We start from the raw sequence: 14,260 nt of genomic DNA, 5'->3' as shown, positions 1-14,260 counted from the left end.
AACGTAACGGATTTTTTTGCGTAATCGTAAGATGAGGTGATCAAAAATGGAACGACAGGAGATTGTGCAAAAAATACGGCAATATTGGTATGTCGGCGTGATCGTTCTTTTAGCCGGTGTCATCTTATGGGGTTGGCAGTCGCAGCACCGGCAGCAGCTGCAGAACAAAAATCAGACAGCGATGACGAGCTCGCAAGTTGAAACACCTTCTGCAGAAAAAGCCGCAGTGTCCAGCAGCCAGGAAGTAAAACGAATCACACATGGGTTTGTTGAACTCAAAGGGGCCGTTGCAAAACCAGGTATCTATCAAATTACCGCCAATTCACGTTTGTTCGATGTGGTGACTGAAGCAGGCGGTTATTTGGAAAATGCGGATACGACCCAGATGAACGGTGCACAGAAATTGACCGATCAGGATTATATCTATATCCCACAAAAAGGAGAAGCCGTTCAGGCCGCTTCACCGACGGCTGGCACGACTGATACAGCCGTCGCAACTGCCACAACGGGCACAGCTGCAGATTCAGCGAGTGATGGCAGTGGGACCAAAGTGAATTTGAACCAGGCGGATGCGTCGGCTTTGCAGCAACTGAATGGCATCGGCCCCAAAAAAGCGGAACAAATTGTTGCTTATCGTGAGGAGCAAGGTTCATTTGCAACAATCGAAGATCTGCAAAAGGTTTCTGGAATCGGTGCTAAAACGTTTGAAAGTCTGAAGGATCACATTACGGTATGAAACGTAACTTGTGGTTTTTTCCAGCCATCACCTGTGTGCTGGTTGCTTACGGACTACTGGCTGAAAAATGGTGGTACGCAGCTGTTTGCGGAGTTCTATGGTTGTTTCGAATGCTGAAGATGCAACAGAAAAGCGTATTGACGGCCGCCGCCATTTTGGGGAGTCTATTTGCGCTCCGCTGCTGGCAGGCACAAGCCTTACAACAATCTCCGCCGCGACCAACGGCCACTACACTGACTGTTCAGCCCGATCAGGTGCGGACAAGCGGCGACTTGGTTTTTATGACCGGTCGGACAGCAGAAAATATCAGGGTGCAGGGGATTTACCGGCTGCGTTCGCCAGCAGAAAAACAGGCGTATCAGCAGATCTACCGCAAACAGCGGTGGATGGTCACTGGAACCTACGAACGGCTGCAACCGGCCACCAATGAGGGAGAATTTGATTATGCTCGTTATCAAGGTCAGCAGCAACATATTTTTTACCAACTGCAGGCTGAGACGATCGACAGACAAACCAACCTGCCCTATCAATTGGGCGATGGCATTCATTGGCTGCGGGCCGCTGTGCAACATTATTGCCGGCAATTGCCGCCCCGTTTGGCGGACCATGCCCGCCAGTTGCTATTAGGCGATCGTTCGGAGAGTGATCGTGAGTATCAGCAGGAGCTCGGCCAATTGGGAATCATTCATTTGTTCAGTCTATCCGGTTTACATGTTTACAGCTTGATTGCAGGATTATATGGGATAACGACTGTTCTGAAGATTCCGCGTGAATGGTGTCGCACGGCCTTGCTTGTTCTTTTGCCAGTGGGCTGTGTATTGGCCGGAGCTGGAACTGGCTTAAGGCGGGCGGTATTATTCAGCTGGTTTGGTCTTTTATGCCAATGCCTGCAAATTCGCACGGCTCGTCTGGACCGATTCAGCATCGTTTTGATCGGTGAACTGTTTTTGAATCCCTATTTATTGTTCAGCTTTGGAGGCGTGCTCAGTTATCTAATGGCTGGCGGACTGATTTACTGCACACACAGGTCGGAATGGCAGCGTTTATGGTTCCTAACAGCGCTGAATCTGCCGATTTGCCTGTTGATGCGGTCGGAGTGGCATTTATTGACCTTGCTGCTGAATCTGGTGGCCGCACCGCTTTTTGTGCATCTGATCGTACCGCTGACATTGATCGGAGCCGCTGTTTTCCCGATTTTGCCGAGTCTCAGCCAGCTAATTGAATGGTTTTTCACTGTTTTAATGCAGCAATTGTCATGGCTGGCACAAGTTCCGCAATTCAATTTTGTGTTTGGCCAGCCAGAAGTGTGGCTTGTTTTATTGCTGCTAGGGGCAACTTTGCATTTGAATCAGCAGTTTAATCAAAAGCGACGACGACATGCTTGGGTGCGGCTTGGCTGCTATTATTTCATTGCATTGATCAGCATTCGCTGGCTGCCATTTGGCAAAGTGGTTTTCTTTGATATCGGCCAGGGCGACAGCATTCTGATTGAAATGCCGTTTAAACGCGGTGCAGTCCTGATCGACACCGGCGGCAAGCTTAGTTTTCAGCAGGAAAAATGGCAGGAACGGACAGCCTCAAATCGTGTCGAGACCATCACGCTGCCGTATTTGAAAAAGGAAGGAATCCGTTCGCTGGATGCCGTTATTTTATCGCATCAGGATGCGGACCACATCGGCGATTTAGCCGTGTTATTGAAACGCTTCCCAGTTCGAGAAGTGGTCTATGGACAGGGATTGGAACAGAATCCGCAGTTTCAGCGCAAGATGGCACCATTTTTGGATCGTGTGCAGCTGCATCCCGTTTTGGCCGGTAGTCAATTGCGTTATGCCGGTCAAAAATTCGATATTTTAGCACCCAGCCGCCCCGGTTTAGGGACCAATGAAGATTCGGTGGTGGTTCACTTCCAAATGGGGACGAAGCGGTGGTTACTGACCGGTGATTTGGACCGCGACGGTGAACAAAAACTATTACAACAGCCGTTTGCCGTCGATTATTTAAAGGCGGGGCACCATGGCAGTCATACAGCCAGCGATCCCGCAGCATTGAAAAAATGGCATCCAGAAAAGATTTTGATCTCAGTTGGACGCAAGAATCGCTATGGGCATCCACATCCGGATGTTCTTGCCACTTATCACACCTTGGGCATTCCGTTTGAAACGACTGCCCAACGGGGGATGATTACGTGGTATGATGGATACCGATCCCACTTTACTTATTATTTGAAAAAGGAGCCGCCAGCATGAAATTAGCACAACTTGTCAAACAGCTGCAACAAGGAAAAACCGACCCAATGTATGTCATTTTGGGTCAAGAAGACTATTTGATCCAGCAGACGAAGCTGGCCTTTAAAAAGTTATTGAGTCCGGACGAAATGACAATGAATTTCGGCGAATATGATATGACAACGACACCGGTGGCGGTTGCGTTGAACGATGCAATTTCGGCCCCTTTTTTGGGGGAGCGGCGGGTCGTCTTCATTGAAAATCCGTATTTTCTGACTGGTGAAACGGTTAAAAATAAAATTACCCATGATCTTGATGGGGTTTTGCAGTATGTCACCGAGCCGCAGCAATCGACCATACTTGTCTTCTTTGCGCCTTATGAAAAATTGGATGCCCGCAAGAAGGTCGTTAAGCAGCTCAAAAAAAAGGCGACTTTGATCGATGTCAGTCGTCTAAATGAACGGGAAAGTACTCGCTTTGTGCAGCAGCGGATCGAACAGGACGGATTTCGAATTGCACCGGATGCACTGCGACTGTTATCGGAACGAACGGATGGCAATCTGACCCAGATGATGAATGAAGTGACTAAATTGGAGACGTATGCTGCTCAGAGCAAGCAGATTGATGCGGCGGCAGTCGATCAGCTGGTCGCCCAAAGCTTGGAGGATAATGTTTTTCATCTCGTCGATGCGGTGCTTTCGAAACAGACGGCCCAAGCCCTTGAAATATACCGAGAGCTTTTGCTGCAAAAAGAGGAACCAATCGGACTCAATGCCATTGTGCTCTCACAGTTTCGATTATTGCTGCAAGTTAAAATCTTAAGCGAAAAAGGGTATTCGCAGGGGAATTTGGCGAGCACCTTAAAAGTGCATCCATATCGGATCAAACTGGCGCTGCAGCAGGCAAAACGATTTTCACGCAGGACACTGAAAGCCGGTTATCTCGGACTAGAGGAGACAGAAGTGCAGATGAAGTCCGGCCAAATGGATAAAAATTTGGCCTTTGAGCTGTTTGTGCTCAAATTCGCTGCAGCATAAAAAAGGACTCGGAAAATTCCGAGTCCTTTTTTTAGCGGCCGCTTACTTGGCCATTAATTTGCTTAAACGTGACTTATCACGGGCAGCTTTGTTAGCCTTGATAATGCCTTTTGATTTTGCCATATCAACGGAACGAACAGCTTCCTTATATAAGGCTTCTGTATCATCGCTACCGTTTGCTTGAGCAGTTTTGAACTTCTTCAATGCAGTACGTAATGTGCTTAATTCAGCGGCGTTGCGAACGCCAGCTTTTTCCTGAGTCTTAACACGTTTCATAGCTGATTTGATTTGTGGCATCGAGTTTCACCTCCACGAGTTAGTTTCACTATCTTGATGACAGATTTTGAGTTTCAACAAATGATATTATAGCAAAGAAAGAGGCGACAATGCAACGATTCTCGCAAACTTTATCGCTATAAGTAAAAAGAACTTGCCATTTAGGTGGTTTTCGCGTAAAGTAGAAGACGTGTTAAAAGCAACCTAATGCTTTGTTTAACGACTCACCGACGTTTTGCCCAGTGTTAGGCTTAAATTCAGAAAGGTGGAAATTCACATGGCAATTTCACAAACAGAAAAGAACGACATTATCAAAAAATTTGCACGCCACGAAGGCGACACAGGTTCACCAGAAGTACAAATCGCCGTTTTAACAGCTGATATCAACGCTTTAAACGAACATTTACGTGCAAACAAGAAAGATCATCATTCATATGTTGGTCAAATGAAGAAGATTGGTCATCGTCGTAACTTGTTACGCTACTTACGTAACAAAGATGTTCAACGTTACCAAGCCTTAATCCAAGCACTTGGTTTACGTCGTTAATCACGACTTCAAACGATCGCCTCAACGGGCGGTCGTTTTTTTGTGCCCTGCAATTGACGGCCATTCATGGGCAAGAGTTTTTTTGCAGCCTGAATTATGGTAAAATGTGTCTTAAGTAATTAAACGGGTTCGCAATTTTGAAGTGCTTCGAAAATTGAAAAAGAGGGTTCTTAAGATGGAACGAGAAATGAGTGTCCTCAAAACGGTTCTGACGACGCCGATGACGGCTGACGGTCAGCTGAATCTCCAGGCAATTCCGGCATTCGTGACCGAATTGGCGGCAACGGGGTCCAGTACAATCGTCGTTGGTGCTGGTGCAGAACAGTTTTTGTCGAGCGCAGAACGGTTGCTGGTGACTGAAAAGGTCAATTCCTGTTTGCCGCAGGGAACTTCATTATGGGTCGCTGTTCCACAGACGGATCTGCAGACAGCGTTGGCCTTTGCACAACAGTATGCGCACATTAACCATGTCAGTGCCTTATTTGTGTCCGTACCGGCTGCGCCTGGCATTCATGCGGACGGAGCAGCTGCTTATCTGCGGGTGTTTGCGGATCATAGTGAACTGCCGATTGTAATCTTGAATCAGTCCCGAACCGTGCCGCACTTATCGGTCCAGCAGTTATTATCGCTGGCACTATTGCCGCAAGTACAGGGCATTGTGACGGATGATGTCCAGCAATTGGATGCCTTGATTGCCGGCACCAAAGAAACACCATGTGCAGTTGCAACAAGTGTTCCGCAACATTTCGCACAAGCCTTGATCAGCGGTGCTGACGGCATTGTCACGCCGGCCGGACAATTATACGGTTCAGCTTTGCAGCGAATCGCACGACTAGTCCATGACCATGAATGGCCGGATGCGCTAGCTGCACAACGAGCTTTAACGACATTGTTTGATGAATGCCAGCGTGTTGGGTGGCATGCGGCGACAAAGGTTTTACAGCCTGAATCTGGGCCATGCCGGCTGCCGCTCAGGAAACCAGCTTTTTCGGAACAACAATTATTACAAACTTTGAATCAACAAGTAAAACTTTAAAGAGGTGAAGGCATGAGTAAAATTAAAATAATCGCACTGGGCGGTGTCCGTGAAAACGGCAAGAATATGTATGCTGTCCAAGTGGACGATGAAATTTTTGTGTTAGATTGCGGGTTGAAATACCCTGAAAATGAATTGTTGGGGATCGATGTTGTCATCCCGGATTTCTCATACTTAGAAGAAAATATTGATAAAGTGGTCGGGATTTTTCTGACCCATGGTCATGCCGATGCAATCGGGGCACTTCCATATTTTGTTGAAAAGCATGATGTGCCTGTTTTCGGTTCGGATTTGACGATCGATCTGGCCAAACTGGCCGTTGCCAATCAACCCAAAGCCAAGAAATTCAAGGATTTCCATGTCGTTGATGAGAACACGGCGATCGATTTCGATCAAGCCACCGTTTCATTTTTCAAGACAACTCATTCGATTCCGGGCTCGATGGGGATCGTGATCAAGACCGATGAGGGCGATGTGGTCTATACCGGCGACTTCAAGTTTGATCAATCGGCTGTGCCGATGTACCAGACGAATTATGCCCGTTTGACCGAAATCGGCTCAGAGGGTGTCTTAGCGTTGCTCAGTGATTCCGCCAATGCTGAATCGCCGTATGAAGATGCCAGCGAACGGGACATTTACAACTATATCTTAGAAGCCTTTGAATATCATGAAGGTCGGATTATTGTTGCTTCCGTTGCTTCCAACATCATGCGGGTCCAGCAGGTCATTGATGCGGCGGCAAAAACAGGTCGCAAGGTCGTTTTGACCGGCCGCGATTTGGAACGGATCGTGCGGACCGCTTTGAAACAAGGTTCTTTGAAGCTGCCGGACGATGATATTATTGTACCGATTAAAGACATCAAACAATTGGATCCGGAAAAAACCGTTGTGCTGGAAACCGGCAAGATGGGTGAACCAATCAAAGCGTTGCAGAAGATGGCTGTTAACCGTCACAGTACGGTTCGAATCAATCAAGGCGATTTAGTCTTTATCACGACGACTCCGTCCCATGCGATGGATACGGTGGTTGCGGAAACCAAAGATATGATTTACCGTGCTGGCGGCGAAGTAAAGTCAATCAGTGATGATTTGCATGCTTCTGGTCATGCCGGCAAGAATGATCTACAGCTGATGCTCAATTTGCTGCATCCAGAATACCTGCTGCCAGTACAAGGCGAATACCGTTTGCTGGCGGCGCACGCTGACATTGCCCATGAAGTCGGGATGCCGTATCAGAATATCTTCATTACGGGGATTGGTGATGTGGTCAGTTATGATCATGGCAAGATGCATGTTTCCGGCCAAGTTGATGCTGGGAATACGATGATTGATGGTATCGGGGTCGGCGACATCGGCAATATCGTGTTGCGGGATCGCAAATTGCTTTCTGAAGACGGAATCTTCATCGCCGTCATTACGATCAACCGCAAGACCAAGTCGATTGTCACTACACCAAAAGTGACGGCACGTGGGTTTGTCTATGTCAAGACCAGCAAGGATTTGATGGCCGAAAGTACACAAATTGTGACCGATACCGTTCAGAAGAACCTCGATCACAAAGAATTCGATTGGAGCCACCTGAAGCAGGATGTCCGTGAAGATTTGGGCCACTATTTGTATGAACAGACAAAACGACGTCCGGTGATTTTACCAGTTATTATGGAGGTCAACCAAAACCGTCAGCGCAGTTATGCGCATAAAGCACATAAAAATACGAAGACGGAAGTGCCAGCTGCAAAGCAGGCACCAGCTAAGAAAACGGCTGCCAAAAAGCCAGTGAAAAAAGCAGCTGCTAAGAAACCGGCTGCAAAACCAGCACAGTCAAAGTAAATTCGATTTAAAACGAGGACGTGACTTATGTCATATCCTCGTTTTTAAAAAGGAGCAGCCTATGGGCGAAAAAATCCAATTTCCATATTCACAAAATCAGCAGCTGCTGGTCGGCAAGAATGCTTTAGCGGCCGGAAAAGCTAAAGAAGCGGTTGCCAATTTGGAAGCGGCTTATACGCAAAACAACAATCTAGCAATCAATCAGCTATACGTTGAAGCCTTGCAATTAGATCAGCAGGAGCAGTTGGCGGCGGATGTGGCCCAAGAACTCGAGCATGCGTATGCGCAGGACCCAAGCCGTCGGGAATTTTATCTGGAGACATTATTAAAAGCAGGCCAATTGATTACAGCGCGCCAGTTCGCATTAGCCGTTTGGCAGGGCGACCAGCTGACGATGGCTTTTCAGAAAATCAAACGTGCCGAACAGCAATTGAAACCAGACAAGATTCGGGATTTGCAAAAACGGCTGTATCATCTAGGCGGTGAACCGATAACAAAGGCACTGCCGTTACTGGAGGAAGCACGACGCCTGCCGTTGGACGCTTATGTGGCGTCAGTGACACACCTGCTTAACGACCCATTTGCCAATTTGCTGATGCGCAGCGATTTGCTGGAAGGGCTGCAGCGCCTGCAGATTCAGACACCGGTCCATTTTATTTGGAACGATGGGTCGACCAAGACGGTAATACCAGCACAACTAACGGCAATTGAAGGCGGTCCGGCGTATCAGGCAGTCAACGATGCACTGGAGTCGCTGAACGATCAGGATCCGTTTTTATATTTGGACATTCAGACGAAGATGAAGTTTGCGTTTGCCTATTTGTATCCCTTCGCTGATCGGATCGTGACTAAACCGGCACAATGGGTCCGAACGGCCATTCTGCGTGCAACCGATCAACCGGTGCCGCCGCAATTGCTGCCGGTTGCGGCTCAGCTGGACGAGATTCAGACTGCTTTTAACAAGCTGCTGCCGCAGATTCAATAAAAAAACAGTCTTTTTTGCAAATAGGTATTTACAAAGGGCATTTTGCCCCGTATAATCTGTTAAGGATTCTACGAATTACTGAAAAAGCGCTTTGTTTTTTTGGTTTTTGAGTAGTATAATAAAAAACAAAGGAACCCCATCTGATAGGATCGGGGTTATCCTAAACATACAGGAGGCTCTCATTAATGGCAGAAAAAGAACATTATGAAAGAACTAAACCCCATGTAAATATTGGTACTATTGGCCATGTTGACCATGGGAAAACAACACTGACAGCTGCAATCACAAAGGTATTGGCTGCAAAAGGCCTTGCCAAAGAAGAAGATTATGCTGATATCGATGCCGCACCAGAAGAAAAGGAACGTGGTATCACTATCAACACTGCCCATGTTGAATATGAAACAGAAAAGCGTCATTACGCACATATCGATGCGCCAGGACATGCTGATTATGTTAAGAATATGATCACCGGTGCCGCTCAAATGGATGGTGCCATCTTAGTTGTTGCCGCAACTGATGGCCCAATGCCACAGACACGTGAACATATCCTGTTAGCTCGTCAGGTCGGTGTTAACTACATCGTTGTCTTCTTAAACAAGACTGATTTAGTTGATGATGACGAATTGATCGACTTAGTTGAAATGGAAGTTCGTGAATTATTATCCGAATACGATTATCCGGGTGATGATATTCCAGTTGTCCGTGGTTCAGCTTTGAAGGCTCTCCAAGGCGACCCAGAACAAGAACAAGTTGTTCTTGATCTTTTGGACATCATTGATGAATACATTCCAACACCAGTTCGTGATACTGACAAGCCTTTCTTGATGCCTGTTGAAGATGTCTTCACAATTACTGGCCGTGGGACTGTTGCATCTGGTCGTATCGACCGTGGGACAATCAAGCTTGGTGATGAAGTTGAAATCGTCGGCTTACAGCCAGAAGTTTTGAAGTCAACTGTTACTGGTTTGGAAATGTTCCGTAAGACATTGGATCTTGGTGAAGCCGGCGATAACGTTGGTATCTTACTTCGTGGGATTAACCATGACCAAGTTGAACGTGGCCAAGTTTTGGCTGCTCCTGGTTCTATCCAAACTCACAACAAGTTCAAGGGTGAAGTTTACGTTATGACTAAAGAAGAAGGCGGCCGTCATACACCGTTCTTCTCAAACTACCGTCCTCAGTTCTATTTCCATACAACTGATGTTACTGGTGTTATCGAATTACCAGATGGCGTAGAAATGGTTATGCCTGGTGATAACGTTACTTTCGAAGTTGACTTGATCAAGCCAGTTGCGATCGAAAAAGGAACTAAGTTTACTGTCCGCGAAGGTGGACGTACGGTTGGTGCCGGTGTCGTTACTGAAATCTTAGACTAATTTGTCAATTTCTGAAAACACGCGATGCAAATCGCGTGTTTTTTTTGCCTTAAAATGAGTTCATGGGCAAAGTGAACTGCAATCAGGCTGAAAATGGCCTGAAAAGTCTTGTAAAACCAGTGATTTGCATTTACTTTATCGTGAAAATAGTTTATGCTAGTAAGGTATGTAAGACTGAAATTTATATAGGATCCGGAGGGAATTATATGTCCGCAAAATGGGAAAAGAAGGGCGCCAATGATGGCGAATTAACCTTCGAAATTGATACAGATACAATCAAATCAAGTTTAGATGAAGCGTTCAAACGTGTTCGTAAAAACATCAGTGTACCAGGTTTCCGTAAAGGTAAGGTTCCGCGTCGTATTTTCGACCAACAATATGGGGAAGGTGCTCTTTACGAAGATGCCCTGAACATTGCTTTGCCAGATGCTTATGAAGCAGCCGTTGCTGAAACGCAAATTTCACCAGTGGATCAGCCACAATTGAATGTGGAATCCATGGAAGACGACAAGCCATGGGTCATCAAAGCAACTGTAACCGTTAAGCCTGAAGTCAAGTTAGGCGACTACAAGAACCTTGAAGTGCCGAAGCAAGATCGTACCGTTACCGATGACGATGTTGACAAGCAATTAAAGGATGACCAAGAAAAAGACGCTGAACTGGTTCTGAAGGATTCTGCTGCTGAAAAAGGCGACACCGTTACAATCGACTATGTCGGTACAATCGACGGCAAAGAATTCGAAGGCGGTAAAGCTGATAACTACTCCCTTGAATTAGGTTCTAACAGCTTCATTCCTGGCTTCGAAGATCAATTGATCGGTCACAAGGCCGGCGATGATGTTGAAGTCAGTGTGAAGTTCCCAGATGACTATCAGGCTAAGGATGTTGCTGGCAAGGACGCGAAGTTCGCCGTTACAATCCACGAAGTGAAGTCAAAGGAATTACCTAAGCTGGACGATGAATTTGCCAAGGATGTTGACGAAAACGTCGATACCTTAGACGAATTAAAGAAGAAGATCAAGGATGACTTGACGAAACAAAAGAACGATGCTGCGGATGCTGCCATTGAAGATGCTGCTTTGAACGAAGCCGTTGAAAATGCGACAATCGGCGACATTCCAGATGCCATGATCCAAGACGAAATCAACAACCAGTTGAATCAATATCTGGGCAACATGCAACGCCAAGGAATCAGCCCGAAGATGTACTATCAATTGACAGGTACAAACGAAGACGATCTCCGCAAGCAGTTCTCCAATGATGCTGAAAAGCGTGTTAAGACTGACTTGACACTCGAAGCAATCGTTGCTGCTGAAAAGATCAACCCAACTGAAGATGAAATCAATGATGAAATCAAGAAGTTGGCTGCTGATTACAGCATGGACGAAAAGGCCGTTCGTAATGCTTTGACAGACGATATGCTCAAGCATGATATCGGCGTTCAAAAAGCCATCGACATCGTTTCAGACACAGCCGTTGAAAAGTAATTTTTAATGGATTTGTGGATTTAAAATAACAAGGGTTCGAAACAAACATCTGTTTGTTTTCGGGCCCTTGTTATTTTATCTTTAACGGCAGGTATGGTATATTGAAGGTACGGGTGATGATAGTCAAAAGCCCGTCGTGCATTGCCGGTTTAAATCTGGTATGATAAAAACATTAGCAATTAAGCGCAAAAATAAATAAATGAATGAATCATTCATAAAGGGGTTGAATTTCAATGTTTGATAGTACGGAAACTGGTGGCCCTGTGAACTGCTCATTCTGTGGGAAATCACAAGATCAGGTCAAAAAAATCGTTGCCGGACCAGGTGTATACATCTGCAACGAATGTATCGATTTATGTAAAGAAATCATTGATGAAGAATTTAAAGACGATGCTTACAAGGATCTCCTTGAAGTGCCGAAGCCAAAGGAAATCTTAGAACAGCTTGACCAGTATGTCATTGGGCAGACTGAAGCTAAGAAGGCACTCTCGGTTGCCGTCTATAACCATTATAAGCGTGTCAATCAGATGTCCGTTGCCGAAGAAGGCGACACTGAACTGCAAAAGTCTAATATTGCTTTGATCGGACCGACTGGCTCTGGGAAAACTTATTTAGCTCAGACGCTAGCGAAGATCCTCAATGTGCCGTTTGCAATCGCTGATGCCACTACATTGACCGAAGCTGGTTATGTTGGTGAAGATGTTGAAAACATCCTGCTCAAATTGTTGCAGAATGCCGATTACAACGTTGAACGGGCTGAAAAAGGGATTATCTATATCGATGAAATCGATAAGATTGCGAAGAAGAGCGAAAACGTATCGATCACCCGTGATGTATCTGGCGAAGGGGTCCAGCAGGCACTTCTCAAGATGTTGGAAGGGACGATTGCCAATGTGCCACCGCAAGGCGGACGCAAACATCCTCAGCAGGAATTCATCCAGATTGATACGACGAACATCCTGTTCATCGTTGGTGGGGCTTTTGACGGCATTGAAACGATCGTCAAGAACCGTTTAGGCGAAAAGACAATCGGTTTCGGCGGTAATTCCAGCAAGAAGCTTGATGAAAGCAAGAGCTTGATGCAGCAGATCATCCCAGCCGATTTGATGCAATTCGGGATTATTCCTGAATTCATCGGCCGGATTCCAATCACAGCTGCATTGGAAAAACTCAATGAAGATGATTTGGTCCGCATCTTGACGGAACCAAAGAATGCGCTCGTCAAGCAGTATAAGAAGCTGCTGTCGCTCGATAATATCGATCTTGAGTTTACGGACGATGCCCTCCATGAAATCGCTCATGAAGCCATTGCACGGAACACAGGGGCACGTGGACTTCGTTCTATTATCGAAGAAGTCATGATGAATACGATGTTTACGTTACCGAGCCGCAATGATGTGGCCAAAGCGATCGTTACCAAAGCGGCGGTTGACGGCAAGGCCGAACCAGAATTGGTTTTGACCGACAAAAAAGCATCATAAGTTAAATTAAAAATTTTTGGGCAGTATAAAGCAGGAACATCGGGCTTGTCCCGTGTTTCTGCTTTTTTGATAGGCCAATTAAATTTCATTTTATGCTACACTGAGAAGCAGACAGCAAGAAAAGGATGGCGGAATATGAAAGTCCAGCAAGTGAAATTAGTGATGAGCGCAGTCAGCGCCAAACAGTATCCAAGCGATGGTTATCCCGAAATCGCCTTAGCCGGACGTTCGAATGTGGGTAAATCTTCATTGATCAACCGGCTGATCAATCGGAATCGATATGCTCGGACGTCGAGTACACCTGGGAAGACCCAGACACTCAATTTTTATCAGATTAACGATGAAATGTACCTTGTCGATGTCCCTGGTTATGGTTATGCCCGTGTTTCAAAGGCCGATCGGGCTAAATTTGGGGAAATGATCGAAGAGTACCTGACGACGCGGAAAACACTCAAAGGGGTCGTCATCCTCGTTGACGGACGCCATGAACCAACGGATGATGACGTTTCAATGTATCAATACGTTCAGTATTATCATTTACCGACATTAGTCGTTGCGACCAAGATGGATAAGATCCCACGCAGTAAGTGGAACAAGCAGGAAAGCAGCATTAAAAAGAAGCTGCAGTTCAATCAGAAAGACGATTTTGTCTTTTTCTCAGCACCAAAGAATTTCGGACAGGAAGCTGTTTGGAATTGGATTGATGCACACACACAATTAACCAATTAAAGGGGCGGGAAAGAATGGAATTCAATGACTATCAGAAATTAGCGAATCGGACGCTATATGGCAACGAGCAGGTGCTGACTAACTGTGCCTTGGGATTAGCCAGCGAGAGCGGCGAAGTGATCGACTTGATCAAAAAATATACATTTCACGGTGCCGATCTTGATCCGGATGAACTTACCAAGAAAATGGGCGATGTCTTATGGTATCTTTCGCAAATCGCTGAATGGGCTGATATTCCGTTTGATGAAGTGGCCGCACAAAATATCAAAAAACTGGAAGATCGTTATCCAGATGCGCATGAAAATAAACAGTAAATAAAGAAGCCGACCTTTTCAGGCCGACTTTTTTATTGTTGCTTTTTGTCTGGATTGTTTTTATGCTTTTTAGGATCAGTCTTCTTCAGATCGTCTTTGACGTCATCCGGCAGGCTGGCAAATTTATCGAATAAACCGGTTAAGGTTTCTTTATTTTCATTGTTGACTTTTAAACCCAATTTCGTCAGTCCTTTCTTTTGC

14 protein-coding genes are annotated in these 14,260 nt (G+C 45.9%); 12 read left to right on the top strand and 2 right to left on the bottom strand.

The annotated features are described in order from the left end of the window. The first annotated feature begins 46 nt into the window (after positions 1-46). Genes IV40_RS01900 through holA form a run of 3 tightly spaced genes read left to right on the top strand, consistent with a single transcriptional unit; the run spans position 47 to position 3,998 of the window. Positions 47-736, top strand: coding sequence for a helix-hairpin-helix domain-containing protein (locus tag IV40_RS01900; protein WP_057768670.1), 690 nt, complete (start codon positions 47-49; stop codon positions 734-736). After that, positions 733-2,982, top strand: coding sequence for a DNA internalization-related competence protein ComEC/Rec2 (locus IV40_RS01895; protein ID WP_057768669.1), 2,250 nt, complete (start codon positions 733-735; stop codon positions 2,980-2,982). The genes IV40_RS01900 and IV40_RS01895 overlap by 4 nt, the downstream gene beginning before the upstream one ends. Further along, positions 2,979-3,998 (top strand): DNA polymerase III subunit delta, encoded by a 1,020-nt coding sequence (gene holA, locus IV40_RS01890; RefSeq protein ID WP_057768668.1) that lies wholly within the window; start codon positions 2,979-2,981, stop codon positions 3,996-3,998. Before IV40_RS01895 ends, holA begins: the two co-directional genes overlap by 4 nt. Positions 3,999-4,040: 42 nt before the next feature. Here the strand turns inward: holA and rpsT are convergent, their stop codons facing one another. Then, complete coding sequence (gene rpsT, locus IV40_RS01885) at positions 4,041-4,295, bottom strand: 30S ribosomal protein S20 (RefSeq protein ID WP_057768667.1); 255 nt, start codon at positions 4,293-4,295, stop codon at positions 4,041-4,043. A gap of 256 nt (positions 4,296-4,551) precedes the next feature. On the opposite strand from rpsT, the gene rpsO reads away from it, so the two are divergent. The 9 genes from rpsO (at position 4,552) to IV40_RS01840 (ending at position 14,059) form a co-directional block, all read left to right on the top strand. Continuing rightward, positions 4,552-4,821 (top strand): 30S ribosomal protein S15, encoded by a 270-nt coding sequence (rpsO, locus tag IV40_RS01880; protein ID WP_057768666.1) that lies wholly within the window; start codon positions 4,552-4,554, stop codon positions 4,819-4,821. A gap of 175 nt (positions 4,822-4,996) precedes the next feature. Next, positions 4,997-5,857, top strand: coding sequence for a dihydrodipicolinate synthase family protein (locus IV40_RS01875; RefSeq protein ID WP_057768665.1), 861 nt, complete (start codon positions 4,997-4,999; stop codon positions 5,855-5,857). A 12-nt stretch (positions 5,858-5,869) separates the two neighbouring features. Next, positions 5,870-7,687: a ribonuclease J gene (locus IV40_RS01870; protein ID WP_082617832.1), complete on the top strand. Its 1,818-nt coding sequence runs from the start codon at positions 5,870-5,872 to the stop codon at positions 7,685-7,687. Between the two features lie 61 nt (positions 7,688-7,748). Further along, complete coding sequence (locus IV40_RS01865; RefSeq protein ID WP_057768664.1) at positions 7,749-8,672, top strand: hypothetical protein; 924 nt, start codon at positions 7,749-7,751, stop codon at positions 8,670-8,672. Between the two features lie 185 nt (positions 8,673-8,857). Then, positions 8,858-10,048, top strand: coding sequence for an elongation factor Tu (gene tuf / locus IV40_RS01860; RefSeq protein ID WP_057768663.1), 1,191 nt, complete (start codon positions 8,858-8,860; stop codon positions 10,046-10,048). A 206-nt stretch (positions 10,049-10,254) separates the two neighbouring features. After that, positions 10,255-11,535 (top strand): trigger factor, encoded by a 1,281-nt coding sequence (gene tig, locus IV40_RS01855; RefSeq protein ID WP_057768662.1) that lies wholly within the window; start codon positions 10,255-10,257, stop codon positions 11,533-11,535. A gap of 233 nt (positions 11,536-11,768) precedes the next feature. Further along, complete coding sequence (gene clpX, locus IV40_RS01850) at positions 11,769-13,016, top strand: ATP-dependent Clp protease ATP-binding subunit ClpX (protein ID WP_057768661.1); 1,248 nt, start codon at positions 11,769-11,771, stop codon at positions 13,014-13,016. 135 nt (positions 13,017-13,151) lie between these two features. Continuing rightward, on the top strand, positions 13,152-13,745 hold the full coding sequence (yihA, locus tag IV40_RS01845; protein ID WP_057768660.1) for a ribosome biogenesis GTP-binding protein YihA/YsxC: 594 nt from the start codon (positions 13,152-13,154) through the stop codon (positions 13,743-13,745). 14 nt (positions 13,746-13,759) lie between these two features. Beyond that, the gene (locus tag IV40_RS01840) at positions 13,760-14,059 is read left to right on the top strand and encodes a nucleoside triphosphate pyrophosphohydrolase family protein (protein WP_057768659.1); all 300 of its coding nucleotides are present in this window, start codon (positions 13,760-13,762) and stop codon (positions 14,057-14,059) included. Positions 14,060-14,091: 32 nt separating this feature from the next. On the opposite strand, the gene IV40_RS10855 is transcribed toward IV40_RS01840, so the two are convergent. Further along, positions 14,092-14,238 carry an SPJ_0845 family protein gene (locus IV40_RS10855; RefSeq protein WP_164478925.1) on the bottom strand — a complete coding sequence of 49 codons (147 nt, stop codon included), beginning with the start codon at positions 14,236-14,238 and terminating at the stop codon, positions 14,092-14,094. Between the last annotated feature and the right edge of the window lie 22 nt (positions 14,239-14,260).

The sequence above is a fragment of the Lactobacillus selangorensis genome (genome assembly GCF_001437205.1).
Lineage (GTDB): Bacteria > Bacillota > Bacilli > Lactobacillales > Lactobacillaceae > Paralactobacillus > Paralactobacillus selangorensis.
The sequence above is the reverse complement of the archived record's forward strand: the minus strand, read 5'-3'. Positions and strand labels throughout refer to the sequence as shown.

Excerpts from the sequence above, each read along its gene's own strand:
- IV40_RS01900 (WP_057768670.1), top strand. The coding sequence starts at position 47 with ATGGAACGACAGGAGATTGTGCAAAAAATACGGCAATATTGGTATGTC.
- IV40_RS01895 (WP_057768669.1), top strand. The coding sequence starts at position 733 with ATGAAACGTAACTTGTGGTTTTTTCCAGCCATCACCTGTGTGCTGGTT.
- holA (WP_057768668.1), top strand. The coding sequence starts at position 2,979 with ATGAAATTAGCACAACTTGTCAAACAGCTGCAACAAGGAAAAACCGAC.
- rpsT (WP_057768667.1), bottom strand. The coding sequence starts at position 4,295 with ATGCCACAAATCAAATCAGCTATGAAACGTGTTAAGACTCAGGAAAAA.
- rpsO (WP_057768666.1), top strand. The coding sequence starts at position 4,552 with ATGGCAATTTCACAAACAGAAAAGAACGACATTATCAAAAAATTTGCA.
- IV40_RS01875 (WP_057768665.1), top strand. The coding sequence starts at position 4,997 with ATGGAACGAGAAATGAGTGTCCTCAAAACGGTTCTGACGACGCCGATG.
- IV40_RS01870 (WP_082617832.1), top strand. The coding sequence starts at position 5,870 with ATGAGTAAAATTAAAATAATCGCACTGGGCGGTGTCCGTGAAAACGGC.
- IV40_RS01865 (WP_057768664.1), top strand. The coding sequence starts at position 7,749 with ATGGGCGAAAAAATCCAATTTCCATATTCACAAAATCAGCAGCTGCTG.
- tuf (WP_057768663.1), top strand. The coding sequence starts at position 8,858 with ATGGCAGAAAAAGAACATTATGAAAGAACTAAACCCCATGTAAATATT.
- tig (WP_057768662.1), top strand. The coding sequence starts at position 10,255 with ATGTCCGCAAAATGGGAAAAGAAGGGCGCCAATGATGGCGAATTAACC.
- clpX (WP_057768661.1), top strand. The coding sequence starts at position 11,769 with ATGTTTGATAGTACGGAAACTGGTGGCCCTGTGAACTGCTCATTCTGT.
- yihA (WP_057768660.1), top strand. The coding sequence starts at position 13,152 with ATGAAAGTCCAGCAAGTGAAATTAGTGATGAGCGCAGTCAGCGCCAAA.
- IV40_RS01840 (WP_057768659.1), top strand. The coding sequence starts at position 13,760 with ATGGAATTCAATGACTATCAGAAATTAGCGAATCGGACGCTATATGGC.